At 30.5% G+C, this 15,323-nt stretch carries 9 protein-coding genes and 2 pseudogenes; 7 read left to right on the top strand and 4 right to left on the bottom strand.

The window, feature by feature from the left end; translation table 11 throughout:
* Positions 1-3 precede the first annotated feature (3 nt).
* A complete protein-coding gene (locus MNO09_RS01975; protein WP_070169526.1) occupies positions 4-1,458 on the top strand; it encodes an FtsZ/tubulin family protein in 1,455 nt (484 codons plus the stop codon).
* Positions 1,459-1,491: 33 nt separating this feature from the next.
* Here the strand turns inward: MNO09_RS01975 and MNO09_RS01970 are convergent, their stop codons facing one another.
* On the bottom strand, positions 1,492-2,232 hold the full coding sequence (locus MNO09_RS01970) for a MerR family transcriptional regulator (protein WP_016089808.1): 741 nt from the start codon (positions 2,230-2,232) through the stop codon (positions 1,492-1,494).
* Positions 2,233-5,591: 3,359 nt separating this feature from the next.
* On the opposite strand from MNO09_RS01970, the gene MNO09_RS01965 reads away from it, so the two are divergent.
* A complete protein-coding gene (locus MNO09_RS01965) occupies positions 5,592-6,545 on the top strand; it encodes a hypothetical protein (protein ID WP_070169570.1) in 954 nt (317 codons plus the stop codon).
* 19 nt (positions 6,546-6,564) lie between these two features.
* Positions 6,565-8,064 (top strand): annotated as a pseudogene (locus MNO09_RS01960) (hypothetical protein).
* A gap of 148 nt (positions 8,065-8,212) precedes the next feature.
* On the opposite strand, the gene MNO09_RS01955 reads toward MNO09_RS01960, so the two are convergent.
* Positions 8,213-8,323, bottom strand: a complete 111-nt coding sequence (locus MNO09_RS01955) for a YjcZ family sporulation protein (RefSeq protein WP_000540371.1) — start codon at positions 8,321-8,323, stop codon at positions 8,213-8,215.
* A gap of 404 nt (positions 8,324-8,727) precedes the next feature.
* Here MNO09_RS01955 and MNO09_RS01950 point away from each other — a divergent pair, with 404 nt between their 5' ends.
* The 3 genes from MNO09_RS01950 to MNO09_RS01940 all read left to right on the top strand — a co-directional run bounded on the left by MNO09_RS01950 (position 8,728) and on the right by MNO09_RS01940 (position 11,310).
* On the top strand, positions 8,728-8,994 hold the full coding sequence (locus MNO09_RS01950) for a hypothetical protein (protein ID WP_070169568.1): 267 nt from the start codon (positions 8,728-8,730) through the stop codon (positions 8,992-8,994).
* Positions 8,995-9,892: 898 nt separating this feature from the next.
* A complete protein-coding gene (locus MNO09_RS01945; RefSeq protein WP_070169007.1) occupies positions 9,893-10,327 on the top strand; it encodes a sodium:proton symporter in 435 nt (144 codons plus the stop codon).
* A 236-nt stretch (positions 10,328-10,563) separates the two neighbouring features.
* A complete protein-coding gene (locus MNO09_RS01940) occupies positions 10,564-11,310 on the top strand; it encodes a YrrS family protein (RefSeq protein ID WP_070169006.1) in 747 nt (248 codons plus the stop codon).
* 929 nt (positions 11,311-12,239) lie between these two features.
* Here MNO09_RS01940 and MNO09_RS01935 read toward each other — a convergent pair.
* On the bottom strand, positions 12,240-12,713 hold the full coding sequence (locus MNO09_RS01935; RefSeq protein ID WP_070169005.1) for a CDI toxin immunity protein: 474 nt from the start codon (positions 12,711-12,713) through the stop codon (positions 12,240-12,242).
* Positions 12,714-13,440: 727 nt separating this feature from the next.
* Here MNO09_RS01935 and MNO09_RS01930 point away from each other — a divergent pair.
* Positions 13,441-13,722 (top strand): annotated as a pseudogene (locus MNO09_RS01930) (hypothetical protein).
* Positions 13,723-14,733: 1,011 nt separating this feature from the next.
* Here MNO09_RS01930 and MNO09_RS01925 read toward each other — a convergent pair.
* Entirely contained in the window at positions 14,734-14,898 is a 165-nt protein-coding gene (locus MNO09_RS01925) for a hypothetical protein (RefSeq protein WP_081339411.1), read from the bottom strand.
* Positions 14,899-15,323 lie beyond the last annotated feature (425 nt).

Genomic DNA, 15,323 nt, shown 5'->3' with positions numbered 1-15,323 from the left:
ATAATGGCAAAAAACTTCTTGAAAAATGAAGTAGCAGTTAAAATGACAATGGTTGGATTTGGTCAAGCTGGTACTAGAATGGTAGATAAGTTTGCGGAATATACACATACAGATGGCACAGCAGTATATAATTGCTTAGCACTAAATAGTAATGATGGAGATCTAGCTGAATTAAAAAATGTACCAAAAAGTAATCAAGTTTCACTTAAATTAGGTGGTTTAGGTAAGAACCCTGAGCGTGCGTTAAAAGTTCTTGATTCAAATGAGGAAGCAAAAGATAAATTAAAAGAATTTATTACTGAACGTGTAAGACCTTCTGATGAACTTGTTTTATTCTTTGCAGGTTTAGGTGGAGGAACAGGAACTTCTACAATCATTAAAGCTATTGAAGAATTTTCGGCTTTTCATAATAAACCAGTAATCAGACAAGAATTACAAAAAGTTGCGCAGCAATATCCAATGTCTGAAATCAAAGCAAATCAAGCAAAGTTTGCGAGAATTGCCTTTGAAAATGCTATTGAGCGCAAAGATTTTATTAAAATGGGGATTGTTGTAACACTTCCTGTCCGAGCAGATGGGCCGGATGTATTACGACAAGTAAATAAATTTTCACAGGAGATTTGGAAATTAGCAAATGATAAATCCAAAGGTGTAGCCTTTGTAGTATTTGCTGATAACCAGCACTTCTACGATGAATTTAAGGAATTAAATGAAAATGAGAAAAAAGGTATCGCCAATTCACGAGATTATGCAAATCAACGCATTAGTGAAATCATTCATGAGTTAAATACCGCTGCCAATGGATCTGGTACATCTGTAATACTTGATTCTCAAGACTTTAAGCGTATTTTACTTGAGAAAACGGGCTGTTTAGTAATTAATAAGGTTTCACGTAATATGAACCAGATAGAAAATAGCCATGCAATTATCGAGATGTTCCAAGAATCATTAAGAGGTAGCTCTTTCCATCCCCCAATTGATTTGATGAAGAAGAATAACGACGGTTCTGTAGAAGCGTCAAAAGTACATCATTTTGGTATGCTTGCTATCTTAGATGAGCAAAAAAATATTAATGATTCCTTTATGGATGATGCTAAGGTAGAAGTTTCAAATAATCTACCAATAAACGGTACAGTTTTTAACGGATATTTGGTAAGTAAAAATGATTTCTTAGGAAGTGTATATACGTTCTATAAAACTGATGCATTACCATCGAGATTATCTAAAGGTTTAGTTGAAGAATTTAATGAGTTTAAAGAAAGACAAAGCCAAATTCAGTTTACTAAGTCTCAAATTAGTACTATCGAGAGTATTGATGAGGATGAGGATTTAGGCTTTGCATTTGGAGATTTTATCGATATGGGTAGTGACGAAGAAAATAATAATGCTGGAGCAAATGAAGAAGAAGATTTAGCAGATTTTCTAGATCCTGATAAGATGTTTGGTACTACAAAATAATAAAAAGTCTGGACTAAGTTCCAGACTTTTTTATTATTCCACAGAATTCATAAGAGATTTTATATAATCAATTATATTATCCTGTATATACTGTTCAATGAAGAGTTGTTTTTTACCCAAATCTTCCTCTTTTTTAAACCATCCTACCTTTCTAGTACGTTCCTCTTCAGCTTTACTATTCCACAGGCCTTCTGCCTGCTTTCTTAACTCCTGACGTGCCCTATGCTCAATAATGAAATTATCAAGTCTATCTTGGCGCTGACGTAATTTTATGGTTTCTGCATCTTCGGGTTGTGGTAACTGTTTAAGTATACTGTCTACCCTCTCTTCGTAACGAGACTCAATATGTTTTATTTTTTCTTCTAACTGTTTAGCTACCATTTTTTCAATGATTTCTGCAGTTGCCTGAAGGTTTAATTCAGTAGACACTTCATTTGATTGATTTTCTGGTGATACAGGTCTTAAATCGAATTGGTGTGGTAATAGGTCAATAATTGCATCTAATGACCATTTCTCATCCCTTTTTTGCTTAATAAATAGAGCAATTTCAAGATCTAATGTATTATAAAGTTTTTCATTTGTATTTTGTGTTCTTAACGTTTCGTGGAGCCCTTTTTCCTCTAAAATATTGAACCAATTATAAACAGTATTGTGATGACGTCCAACTAGTTTAGAGAATTCAGTTATTCGCCATGCCTTTTCAAAAATATTATCATCTAATATGTCATCATCGTTAATTTGATGGTCATGTGATTCGCTTTTTTGTTCAATCATTGTAACAACCTCCTTAAAAATCAGCTTATGAACACTCAATTTGAAATTAACATGTGGACTGAAATTAACATGTTAGGTAGTATTTCGCTAATATGTATGCAAATCCCTATGTAATCAGTAACTCACATGAAATATAAAATTAACATGTAATCGAATGTTTGTTAACAGAACATTACCTATCTAAATAGAATACGCTGGACTTGTTGATACTATTGTCATCCTAAAGTATATAAATGGCAATGTTCTATCAATGGATAACACTATCTTTTTTACTGATAGTTGCCATGAGATTAACAAAATACGTTACTTAATACTAATGATAAGGAAATATAGGTATTTTGTAAACAAGTTATGAGGAGATAATCAATGATAGTGCGGAAAAATCAACTAATGTAAGCTAGGGAATTTAAATTATAATGTATAATAGCTAGAAAAAAAGGTAATAATATAACCAAATTAGCAGTATCTTATGAGGACAAATATTGCTAGGAATATAGGATTAGAATTAATGTGAATCGACTTTAAGGTTTAATGCCTACTCTATGTCTCGATCAATAGAATATTTACGTGTATTTTAATAGTGTATGGAATACTTGAGATAGATTTATGTCACCGTGTTAACACTCGTGATTTTCAAACAATTACAAGATGTCATTTGTTTAATTTTCAACAAGACAGTTGTTATTAAAGGTTGAAATCACTCATTTTGGATGAAATCCCACCCCTACTGACATTAACACGAGATGTGAGATTGACATAGAAAGGATTTTTGGCGGATAAATATCAATGTCTTGTCAACCAAACTATCATTAGCAATCGTTGTATTGGTGATGTTCTTATTTATATGGGATCAAATATAAGAAAGACTTATTCAAATTAACCGAATAAGTCTTTTAACACCTCTGTAATAATGCTTAATTTAGCGGATGAACTAACATATTATTAATTATTGACTGATTCTGTTGCAAATATTTAAACTTCTATTATTAACATGAGATTGATATTTAAACACATTACTATAGTTTATTGTCAATTTCATGTTAACCAAAAGGATGAAATGTAAATACGGTAGTTGTATATAGGTTATTGATAAATTGAACTTTTTACATGGTTAGACGTGTTAATATCTTGTTAGTAATTAATTTATTAGAAGTTCAAATTACAGAATTAATAGCTATTAGCAATACCCTATTATAAATTGTTTTTAATAGAGTTATTAATGAGTATTTATACTTATTGCATTAAAGGTGTTGATATGAAATTAACACGTTACTTTGAGTTTGGGCATTACATGTCAATGTCGGTTGATATGTCAATGTGAGTGCGTGTTATGAAGAGGTTGTTTCTTGTTCATATAACATCGATAACAGAGATAATGTAGCTTTGAGAGTTCAATTGTATATAAACATTATGGTATTTTGTACAAAATCTCCAGGTCTCTTGAAGTGATTATTTAAATATAAGTAGTACGCTATAAGGTTTGATTTACATGTAAAAGTTAGTTTAAACGAAAGTGGCGAGGATCTGAATGTATAATTCCTCAAATCTACACTTCTATCATTAACATGAGATTGATATTTAAACACCTTACTAACTCCTAATGTCAATTTCATGTTAACCAAAGGAATGAAATGTTAATACTATAGTTTCATATAGAGTATTGATAGATGGAACTGTGTACATGATTAGAAGTTTTATATCTTGTGATAAGTATTTAAGTAATTAATAAATTTATTAGAAAATCAAGTTACAGAATTGATAGCTATTAACAATGTTTCTATTAAATAAGTGTTTTCCTATATGGTTGTTATTAAATATTTATAGTTAATGCACCCAGAATGTTGATATGAAATCAATATTTATTGTAGTTTCTGTGATTACATGTCAATGTCAGTTGATATGTCAATGTGAGTGCGTGTTTCAAAGGGGTGTTTTCTTATTCAAATGACATCAATAATAGGGATAATGTAGTTTTGAAAGTTCAAATGGTATATAAACATCTTGGTATTTTGTACAAAATCTCCAGGCCTCTTGAAGTAATCATTTAAATAAGTGATACATTAAAAGATTTGAATGACATGTAAAAGTTAGTTTAAATGAAAATTACAAGGATCTAAATGTATAATTGCTTGATTTCGTGTGTATAATTAACATGTAAACAAAGATTGGTTGAATCTGTTGCAAATAACTGCACCACTATTATTAACATAAAATTGAATTTAAATACTTTACTATATTCTATTGTCAACTTCATGTTAACCAAAAGGATAAAATGTTAATGTGATAGTATATTAATAGATTGAGATTTGCATTTGATGAGAAGTTTTATATTTAGTTAATAAGTAATAAATTTATTTATTAAATGTTTATATTACAGCATTAATAGCTATGAATAATATTACCGTAAAACGCATTTTAAAATTATTAATGAGTATTTGTATTTATTGCATAAAAACTGTTGATATAAAATTAACATTTCTTTTCGGTTTTCGTTCGACATATCAATGTCAGTGGATATGTCGATGTGAGTTTAGGGTGCGAAATGGGTTTTTCTTGTTTATATGATATCAATAACAGAGATAATGGAGTTTCGAAAGTTGAATAATACATTAAGATTATAGTGTTTTTTACGAAAGCTCCAGATCTCTTGGAGTAATCTTTTGAATATAGTGGTTTGTTAAGAGAATTTATTGAAATGTAATAGTTTTTCTACATGAAGATGATAAAAATCTAAATGTATATTGCTATTAACAGATGGTTATTTATAATTTTTCCTATTAAGAAGTGTATCTTATAAGATGTTAATGATATCTAATATATATACTTATTCTATCAAAATGTTGATATGAAATTAACAATTCCCCTTGAATTTTTCTTTACATATTAATGTCGGTTTATATATGAATGTGAGTGTACTTAATAAAATGGGCTTTTATTGTTTACATAATATTAATATGGGGGCGATTGTATGTTAAGTAGTTTTAAAAATTTAATCGTAAATAAAATTACGAGATTTTGTTATAATAATTGCAGATTTCTAGTAAATAATTTTCTATACATTGTATTATTCTAAAAATTGTTTGATTAATATAGAAGTTTGTGTAATTAACTGTATCTTTGAGTTTAGATACATGGAAGTATAGAGAAAGAGGAATAGTTATATATGCACAAGGATGCAATAAAGCTATTGACTTTTAAAAATTATAGCTTTATTCTTATGTGTGAATAACAATTATTCAAGATTAATATACAAATTAATAGATTTAATTTCTAGCTAAACGGACACACCGAAGGCACATAACCTGCCATTGGTGTGTCTTTTTTTGTATATATAACATTTGAGAGGGAGAATCCAGGCTATGAATGAAATAATAAACCTGAGTAAAAAGAGATTTACAAAGTATTGTGAGGATAATACAACATTTGAGGAAAGTATTAATCGAATGATTAATCATTACTTTTTGCAGTTAGGTAATAGAACGAATATTTTACAAGAAAGAGAATTTAATAACGAAGTTGAAGAACAAAAATTTAAAAATAATGTAAAACGTTTTGAAACTTTATTCCCAGCAGCAGCTAAGAATGCGTTTTTAAAAGGGTATCAACTTTGCCTAGAGTTTATACATCATCCTGAAACACAAATTCCAGACACTTTATATACTGATCCTAACTTTATAAAAGATATTCCTTTTGCCTTAGCAAATGCATCTGAATTTGAATTATACGAAATCATTCGAACAGATGAAACACAGGAGTTTTGTGTGTTTGCCGTACGAACATATGAGGGGGTTCATCCATTACTAGAACAAGTATTCTGTGAAATCGCATTCGCTGGTGCTGAATGTGCTTTTGAACATGAGCGATTGGAAAAAGGTTTTGAATTAGAGAAAGGTGAGATTACCTCGTTAACCAAAGCTTCTGTAGATCGTCTTTTTGCTATTACGCCTTCAATAAATGGAGTTGTTGTGCATGCAGAAGAGCATTGTGAGATTTGGAATCTAAATTGGAATAGTAAAGTAACAATTGACGATCCTTTTATTGAGGTTGCTGAGGTTACATTTATTCATCAAACAAAGGATATGATTCAAAAAAATATTGAAGATGGTGTTTTATACTATAGCATTCTTTATCTTGATACACCTTTACATGAGATACAAGATCGATTAGAAATACGAGTAAAACTAAATTCTGATTTTGGGGCTCCACGTCCAATGGAACAAGTTGAAATCGAGTATATTCTGAATGAGATGATTGGGAAGGTTCATCTTCAGGCACAGATTCCAATTGAAAACATGATTTTAATCCAACGTTAGGGTTTGTAGGAGGTTAACTATGGGGAAAAAGATCGTTTTAGCTATTAGTGATACTGTATATACGGCATATTTACGTGAGGATTTTATTAGTGCGGGATTTGAAGTAGCTGATAGTGATGTGATGCATATCAAGTACCTAGATGAAATTCTAGATATGGAACAACCCAATATTCTATGTATTAATGACAAACGATTAAATATTGATGCGGGACATGAAGAGAAAAGTGAATTAATTATCTTACAAAAACTAAGAGATATTCGCTTTAATCGGGATATTCGTATTGTGGTATTTACAGAGCGTTAAAATGATGATGAGTTTTTGGCGAAACTGATTTATCTAGGTATCTATGACATTTTTAACTCTCGTAAAATTGATATTGATAATAAAGTCATCCCGCAGTTGCTACAGGAATCGAATATTAAAAATGTAGCGGAAATTGTAGGAGCAAGTCAGGCGCCGCAACAAACGAAATTGCCCGACGTTCCAGTTGGTGAGGAAGAAGAGGAAGTATCAAGTGAATTAGAGGAAGATAGCAACAGTGAACCTCCATCTAAATCCAACAACCTATTTAAAAATAAACAAAAGCGTAAGTCTATCCCAGAGGATACACCAAAAGCACCTATTATAAAAAAACAGTATAAATTGGCTTTTGAGCCGGTATATGAAAAACAAATTGGTATTGCCATTCCAAGAAGAACAATTGTTGTGGCCAGTATGAACAGGAGAAGTGGTGCTACTTTTGTTTCACATCTTTTAGCTGCGTATTTAAATGAACTACAGATAGATGTGAACTATATAGAGAATCTATATGATGAGGGCTATACGTATCCGTTATTAAAGGGATATACAGAAGCACCAGAAAACTATCGTAGTGAATTTATGTTGCAGCGATATAAAGAGATGTTACAGAAGGAATATGATATATTATCAATTCAAAAGTGGAAGCTAGGAAGAATAAACTATATCGTAAAGAATCCTATTGTAGACCAAGAGTTAAAAAATGAAACTGAGCAGGACTTCGACCATTTTATTAAGGTTTTATTGGGTAACCAAGAAGCACCTATTTCTATTATTGATGCAGGAAGCGATTGGGATAAAGATTTATACCATGAAATATGTGAAATGGCAGATTACATATTCTTTGTAGCAGAACCAGAGCTACATCAATTGCTAAAGATAGCACATCCTCTTACACAAAAAGAGAGAAAGATCGTTTCTTACTTAGCTTTAGAGAAAACGAGAATCATTGGGAATAAATTTTCTCCAGCACTTTTAAAGCAGGAAGTAGTAGAAGAATGTTTTGGAGATAAGTTATTAACTGCTCTACCACCATATTCAGTTGAGGATGTATTTGAATCTCAACTGAATAGCAGTACGTTACTATCTAGTCGGAACTATTATAAGGAGCTTGAAGGAATAATGAAGGAACTAGCAGAGCTACTGCTACCAAATCAATTGTTGAACCAAAAGAAAGGTTCCATTTTAAATGGATTTCGATTTGGGAAGTCTGAAAGTTAAGGGAGGATGAAGAGGAATGCAAAAGTTTATTATTGCAAGAATACTACAGAAATTATATTAAACGTACATAAAAAATCAATGAGCTTATAATGGATATAATCCACAAGAGAAAAGACACTCAAATTCGAGTGTCTTTTCCAATAGTTTTTTAGCAGAAGCAACTGCATCCAATAATAATCAACAAAATAAACAATACAACTAATAAAGCAAATCCTCCCGCAAAACCGCAGCCTTCGCCGCAACTACCACCATATCCCATAACAATAGTTCCTCCTTTAGATAAGGGGGGGGAAAACTAGGATTCATTCCATGGATTTTAACGGGTTCATTTTACTTTATGTTTTGAAGAAAGAAATGAGCAGGTCCTTTTGAAAATAAAGAAAAGACGCCATTAGGCGCCTTTTCCATAGGTAGATAAGACTTTAGTTTTCCAATCTAAAGAAATTTTGTATTAGCTCTTTGTGAGTATATCATAATATCCGACCAATATATTATGTATTATTACATATTGTTCTAAAACCCTCCCTTTTACAGATGATAAAATTAAATCCCAAAATTACTAAAATCCAAACAAATATTTCTACATATGCAAAATATTTAAAAAAATCACAAAGGTGATACATTTAAAGTGCAAGTTATAAAAATATTTGAGGGGGAATTATTATGTTTAAGAAATTAGTATTAGGGGCTTTAGCAACTGGGCTTATGCTGTCTGGTGCTACAGGAGCATCCGCAGCTGTAGATACTGATAATAATTTGAATAATAGTAAGAAGTCAATTGCTGCATCATGTGATTATAAGGCTTTTCCTTATGCTAAAAAAGAAGACATGCCTATGGTAGTGATAAAAGGTGGAATAAAACATTATTTAAAAGGAACTGTTACAAAGGGTGGACAGTTATACGGGTTATATGAACCTGAATATTGTTAAAAAAGAAAGGACACTTAATGAGTGTCCTTTCTCCGACTTGAACCATCTTAATTTTAATAATATGTATTGGACCCCATCTAATATAATTGTATCGAGCTGATGCACAGTGGCAATTGAGAAATACGATTAACAAGAGAATGATAGTAGTGAAGACACCTAAAAATAAGGAAGTAGATTCTTACAGGTTGACTACAAATTCATCGACTCATGGTAACCAAAGTGGCTGTAAACAATATCATTAATAGTATTACAATGATATACAATTCGGATTGAGATATCATAATATCAATCATTATGCCATTAATCTTCTCATTGCTCCTGCTACAATCCCATTTAATATAGGGATCATATCTTAAAATAGAAATATAATAATAACACTAACAAAAATACCAATCAGGATTTCTAAAACAGAGGCTGTACTTAAATAGTTGTTACATTATTTGTAAGATATATTTTTTGTTCATTTAAAAATCCAAACAAGCTTATTAATGCATTACGGAGGTTAACAGGTAAAAACATCAATCATACAGATTTCTGAACTTAAAAAGGGCTACTAAACTATGTAGCCCTTTTTAACAATTTAGTTTCCAAAAATCTATATTTTTTGTAATTCAGTCGCAAACTACAAAACTTCTTGTAAAAGAAATGTACGTACATACACATTATATTTTATTCCATAACGCTCTATCTTTTTTCACAATAGTTTAATATCGTGAAAAATAAAATATTAGGTACGACATCACTTTGTGTTTTATATAGATTTTTAATTAAACTATATATTGAAATTAGTAATAATAAAATGTATTATTGAAAAGCACAATTTATAATTCAAGTAATCAAGACTATGCACCCGTAATAATTTGAACATTCAGAAATTATAATATTGTCTAAAAATGAGGTGAGATTCATAGAAACAGTACATATTAAATGGTATGGATTGTATAGTATAAATGATTTTTATAATAGAGAAGAAGCTTCTAAGAAGGGGATATTTACAATCTCTAGAGTAGATGCTAAGAATATAACATTGTTATATATAGGAAAAACCAAAAGAAGCTTTATACAAAAGATAAGGGAACTTAATAAGGAATGGCTTTGTGATGATAGCGAATTAAAGATTACATTAGGAATAATAGAATTTCCTAGTGGTGAAAGTTACTCTGAAAAGAAGGTAAAAGAGATAAAATCCCTTTTGATTTTAAGACATACACCATTAGAAAACGAAACATCTTTATTATACCATAGAGGGAAAGTTAAATTAAAAATTATAAATAAGGGAAGAAGAGGCTTAATTGTTAAAAAGCTTTCTACAGAAGATCTAATGTGGAAGTAATTGGAACAACCTTTGAATAAAATTGAAGGATTCTTAAGTGCCGAAGCTTATCAGTTTTTAATGTATTAAACTATTTTGAATAACATATGTCAGATGCTTGAAAAAAACAAATTTTATTATGATATGAAATCCTGTATGGAAAGTGTAGTTCATTTCTATTATTTAATAAAAATATTAAGAATTAGAGGGATAATGCATAAAGAGTAGAGGAGAAAATAAACACGGAGGTTTAAAGAATGGGACAAGTAAGCAGGTTTCAAGAAAAACAACAGAATCGTCGTCAAAAGGCGATTTTTAATATTGCATTTACTTTGATATTAGTGACAGTGGGTATAGTGACATACCAGTTGTTTACCCCTTCTGATGCATCAAAGAAAGCAATTGCTCAAGAAAAGAAAGCAACAAAGATAGAAGAGAAGAAAAGTGAAGATAAAGAAACATTAAAGATAGAAGAGAAGAAAAGTGAAGATAAAGAAACATCAAAGATAGAAGAGAAGAAAAATGAAGATAAAGAAACATCAAATATAGAAGAGGAGAAGAATGAAGATAAAAAAGCAACAAAGATAGAAGAGAAGAAAAGTGGAGATAAAGAAGCAGCACAATTAGAAGGGAAATTAAAAGCGGAAAAATCGGTAAAAACGAATGAAAACGAAAATGAAAATAAAGAGGGAGAAAAAACGGTATCTCAAGAAAAGGGTTCTCAAACTAATTCTTCTTGGAAGCCAATTGGTACAGAGCAAGGAGCAAAACCTGAAATGAAATTTAAAGAAGGAACAGTAGATTGGAATGAGATGAAAAAAGCAATTTCTTATGCTGTTGATGTTCCAGAGAGCCAATTGATTTTCGATTTTATTGGGAATAATGGTAATAATAAAGCCTACGGTAATGTACGAGATAAGCAAAGTAATAAAAAATATAAGGTTGATATTGATTGGGTAGAGAATCAGGGATGGAAACCAGTATCTGCTCAGGTGGTAAAATAAATAAAAGAAATGTAATTATGTGCTTAAAAGTTTACTTTTGTAAAAACTCAAAAAAGAGTCCGTATCAATCAGGACTCTTTTTGTTATGTTGACAACATTAATTACTTGGACCCATTTGTTAGATCCTGATGCGGACAAACTTGGAAGTCTATTAAAAAAATAATCTATGCGCCTACTTTATGTAGGTAAATAGAGTGTTTTTTGTTATATATTTATAAAATTTCTGTTATTTTTTTGCCGAGATACGTGTGAAAATAGGTTATATCAATACATTTTTTACTAAACTTTGTTTTTCGTTGATATTTGTAACATAAACGTCCATTTTTGTTAGGTTTTATATTTGAAAATATGAAATATCCTAACGGTTTTACTAGCTGTAATAAAATACTGTCTCAAAAATAATTTGTAACATTATTAGAAAACGACGGCGAGATGAATACAAACGAAAGAAAATCTTGTGGATCATAAAGGATTTGAGAGCTAGAGGGATACATAACAGCGCAGATAAGAATTATATCCCCCTGGCGGCCAAATGATAAAAACCCTGCAGGGGATACTGGGCAAGACTAAGGTTATTGAAGAATTGTCGATTCTAAAAGTAAAGTAATTTTTGGAATATTATAAGTTTAAAACATGATTCATCTAAACATTATATAAGGATGTCACAGAATTATGAAAAAGGTTGATAATCCAAAGAATCCATAAGGGATTATGTTATTAATAGCGTCTTTATAGTATTAATAGGACAAGCTCTTGCATGTCGTAAATTCAGGAATCGAATAGAATACCCCACCTAATAGACAGGTTCCTGGAGTAGGAAGATTGAACTATAACAATTTTTACGTAACTTTTACAACTGATTGAAGTATTTGATTAAAACAAAATTTGAATTTTGTAGAACTGTAGACTAAGGAAATATGCTTAGGGTATTAGCGAAACCCAACCTTAATCAATTCTTCATCGTTTATTTCAATTACGAATCTATATTCTTTATCTAATAGCCAGTAATAAAAACTGACTGCCTCTACGTCAACTAGTGATTGGAATACTTTATCAAGATTTGTACTTACTACAGGGATTTTAAAATTATCCCATATTATAAAAATCTGTTCATCAAAATCAAGTTGGTTTGGTCTAATAAGAGAAATTAGTTGTTTTTTGTTCAAAGCTATGAATTGATTGTCTATCTGTTCCCAATCAATTCTTCCAGAGACCGTTATAGGAAATAAATCTATTAAAGTAGTAGCAATCTGTTGGCTTTTTTTCTGAGAGAAAATGAGCGTTTCGTTTCCTAGGGATTCAAGGCATTCATTAAACAAAGGGTTTGTATCATTTCTGTTTTTGGTTTTCAGTTCTCTTAACTTTTGTCGCATTTTCCATTGCCTTGACGATCTATCATTCATTTTTAACATTCCTTATACAATCATTTATGAATGAGTAGAGCATATAAGGGAAGCTCTTATGAAAATGAATTTTTATAATATACATTAAACAAAAGCTTTATTTGAAAAAAGGGCCTCTTACGGAAAGATAAGAGGCCATCAAAAAATGTTGTATTTGAAACACGTGATGTTTCACAAAATATTATAACATAATTTGAATATTAAGTATAACTAATATATAGTTTTTGAAAAGAATAAAAATGTATAAAACTATTATTGAAATGGAGAAGAATTAGGATAAGGGGGCTAGGGCTTCTAGGATTGGTATATATCTCTCACACGACATAAAAAAAGAATAAAACGTATTGAAGATAACACATGAATGTCTCATAAATAAAAACATTATTTTAATTGTTGCAGCCCCTTAGAGGGCGCTCTAAGGGGCTAAGATTCGAGAATTTTTAAACTCTTGTTAATTACATGATAACTCCCTAAGGAGTATATAAGGAATTTTAGCACTTAACTAATAATTTTACAACTGTATATTCGAATCAATACATTAACAAACTATTTATATAAAAAATGGCTCTTACTACTTCGTAAGAGCCCCATGAACAAAGAAAAAGTCGTATATGACACTATATAAGAATCACAATAATATTTTAACATCTTTAAATATAGTTGTCTATACATGATTAGCGTAATAGGACTAACAAAATGTCATTTGATTTGAAAGGGGAATGGAAAAATGATTGAACAGGTTGAAATCGAAGGGCAGTTATCAATATTTGATATAGATGAAACAAAAATCAAGCTGTATGAAGTCTTAAAAGCAAACGCTTGCCATTGCGAGATTAGGAGTTATTACTTACACAACGATTACATGGGTGAAGTTAAGTAGTTCTTTATTAGAATTACAGATGACATAATTATTGATATGTGTTTGAGTCAGTTCCCTGAAGTATTTGCTGTGTACGAGGAATTCACTGAAACGCAGATCAAGAAGATATACAGAGGGAGATTGCAATAATGCTATTTTATAAAAAAAGAGAAGCCCTTAATCAGGTCGCTCCTCTTAATGCCAATATACAATAACTATTCCATTATAATGTATGGGCGTAAAATATTTAATAATTATCTTTATGGTAAAAATTTCATTTTTCCTTAGTACCTTTAAATCACGAAAAAAGGTTCTGCTGTTTCCAACAGAGCCTTTCCTAAATTGGCAAAGAGTAACTCTTACCTTACTCTCTATTTATATACTATAAGATTGTTAACGAGAATCCAAGATTCTTTATATTGAGAAATAAAGAAGAATCATTATAAAAAATTTATCTTTTTTCATAAGTAAAAGAGCAGCTAGCAAAAACTAACTGCTCAATACAAGGAGATACAGAGAAAACTAAATGGATTTTGGCATACAAGCCTATCAACATTATGGACATAATATTGATTTTTATTCGAAGGAATTCATGTTTTACAAATCAGATTATGATAGTCGAAATTCTCCATATTGACCAGAAAAGGACCAAGAATTCTAGTGAAATTCCAAGTGTTCTTTTCCTAGTTTTTTGAAATTCTTTTACTAAATAGCCAACAGCACTAATTGCTAGAAGAATGAAAAGAATAAGTTCTAGTGTAACTGGCATTTGATCTACTCCTAATCCGTTAATTAATTTAGTATATAACGATTATAAGATATTTTTGTAGTTAATGGTGAAAAATTTTAAAAAACTATCTATATATGTAAATAGGCCCCGTTGTCTACAACAGGACCTTTCCTAAAATGGCAAAGAGTAACTCTTGCCTTACTCTTTGTTCATACACTACAAGATTGTTAATAAAAATCCAAATAGCTTTATATTGAGAAATAAAGAAGAATCATTATAAAGGATTTTATCTTTTTTCATAAATAAAAGAGCAGCTAAAAAACTAACTGCTCGGCTGGTTCTCCAAGGGGGAACAAGGAGAAAATCTAATCTCATATATAGTATTGACGGAATATTAAGTTTTATTCAAGGGGGTGTACAAATTATGTAGATTACACGAGAAGTCCTATTAACATCCAGGCTGCCCCGATCAGAATCAAAGTTTTGAATGTAATCCAAAACTTTCTTTTTTCTGGTTTTTGAAATTCTTTGATTACAGAAAATATGGCACTTATTCCTACAAGAGTGAAAAGAGCAATTCGGATTGTTTCAATCATTTGCATCACCACCTAATATTTGAATAATTTAAATATACATTAATTACCGTTTTGTAGAAACTTAATGAAATAATCCTTTTAAGTGAATACAATTCTATTATTCTTTGTCATTTGTTTCTGGAAATGGAATGGGGTGGTTGTTCATGATTGAATGGTTACGCGTGTCTGGATAATAAACAAATATTAAAATAGGCTTCGCTTCATTAATTTGGACGATGTAATTTACACTTTTAATGAATTACTCACATTTTTCGTTGGGCAAGGGGTGTCGCTCTTTGTTTGAGCTAATATAGACAGAGCTCCCTTAGTTCTCCATGTGTATTGCTTCAAATAAGGCATCGGAAGAAAGATATACCTCTTGGATATAAATTAAACATTATGCAAACGTGATTGGTCAGCACAAGATCGGCCAGCTGAAGTATTGA

Origin of the sequence: Bacillus sp. N5-665, assembly GCF_022637375.2 — a bacterium.
In the GTDB taxonomy this organism is placed as follows: domain Bacteria; phylum Bacillota; class Bacilli; order Bacillales; family Bacillaceae_G; genus Bacillus_A; species Bacillus_A wiedmannii.
Note: the sequence above shows the minus strand (reverse complement) of the source record. Positions and strands in the feature narration are given on the sequence as shown.

Excerpts from the sequence above, each read along its gene's own strand:
- MNO09_RS01955 (WP_000540371.1), bottom strand. The coding sequence starts at position 8,323 with ATGGGATATGGTGGTAGTTGCGGCGAAGGCTGCGGTTTTGCGGGAGGA.
- MNO09_RS01970 (WP_016089808.1), bottom strand. The coding sequence starts at position 2,232 with ATGATTGAACAAAAAAGCGAATCACATGACCATCAAATTAACGATGAT.
- MNO09_RS01950 (WP_070169568.1), top strand. The coding sequence starts at position 8,728 with ATGTTTAAGAAATTAGTATTAGGGGCTTTAGCAACTGGGCTTATGCTG.
- MNO09_RS01925 (WP_081339411.1), bottom strand. The coding sequence starts at position 14,898 with ATGATTGAAACAATCCGAATTGCTCTTTTCACTCTTGTAGGAATAAGT.
- MNO09_RS01935 (WP_070169005.1), bottom strand. The coding sequence starts at position 12,713 with ATGAATGATAGATCGTCAAGGCAATGGAAAATGCGACAAAAGTTAAGA.
- MNO09_RS01975 (WP_070169526.1), top strand. The coding sequence starts at position 4 with ATGGCAAAAAACTTCTTGAAAAATGAAGTAGCAGTTAAAATGACAATG.
- MNO09_RS01965 (WP_070169570.1), top strand. The coding sequence starts at position 5,592 with ATGAATGAAATAATAAACCTGAGTAAAAAGAGATTTACAAAGTATTGT.
- MNO09_RS01940 (WP_070169006.1), top strand. The coding sequence starts at position 10,564 with ATGGGACAAGTAAGCAGGTTTCAAGAAAAACAACAGAATCGTCGTCAA.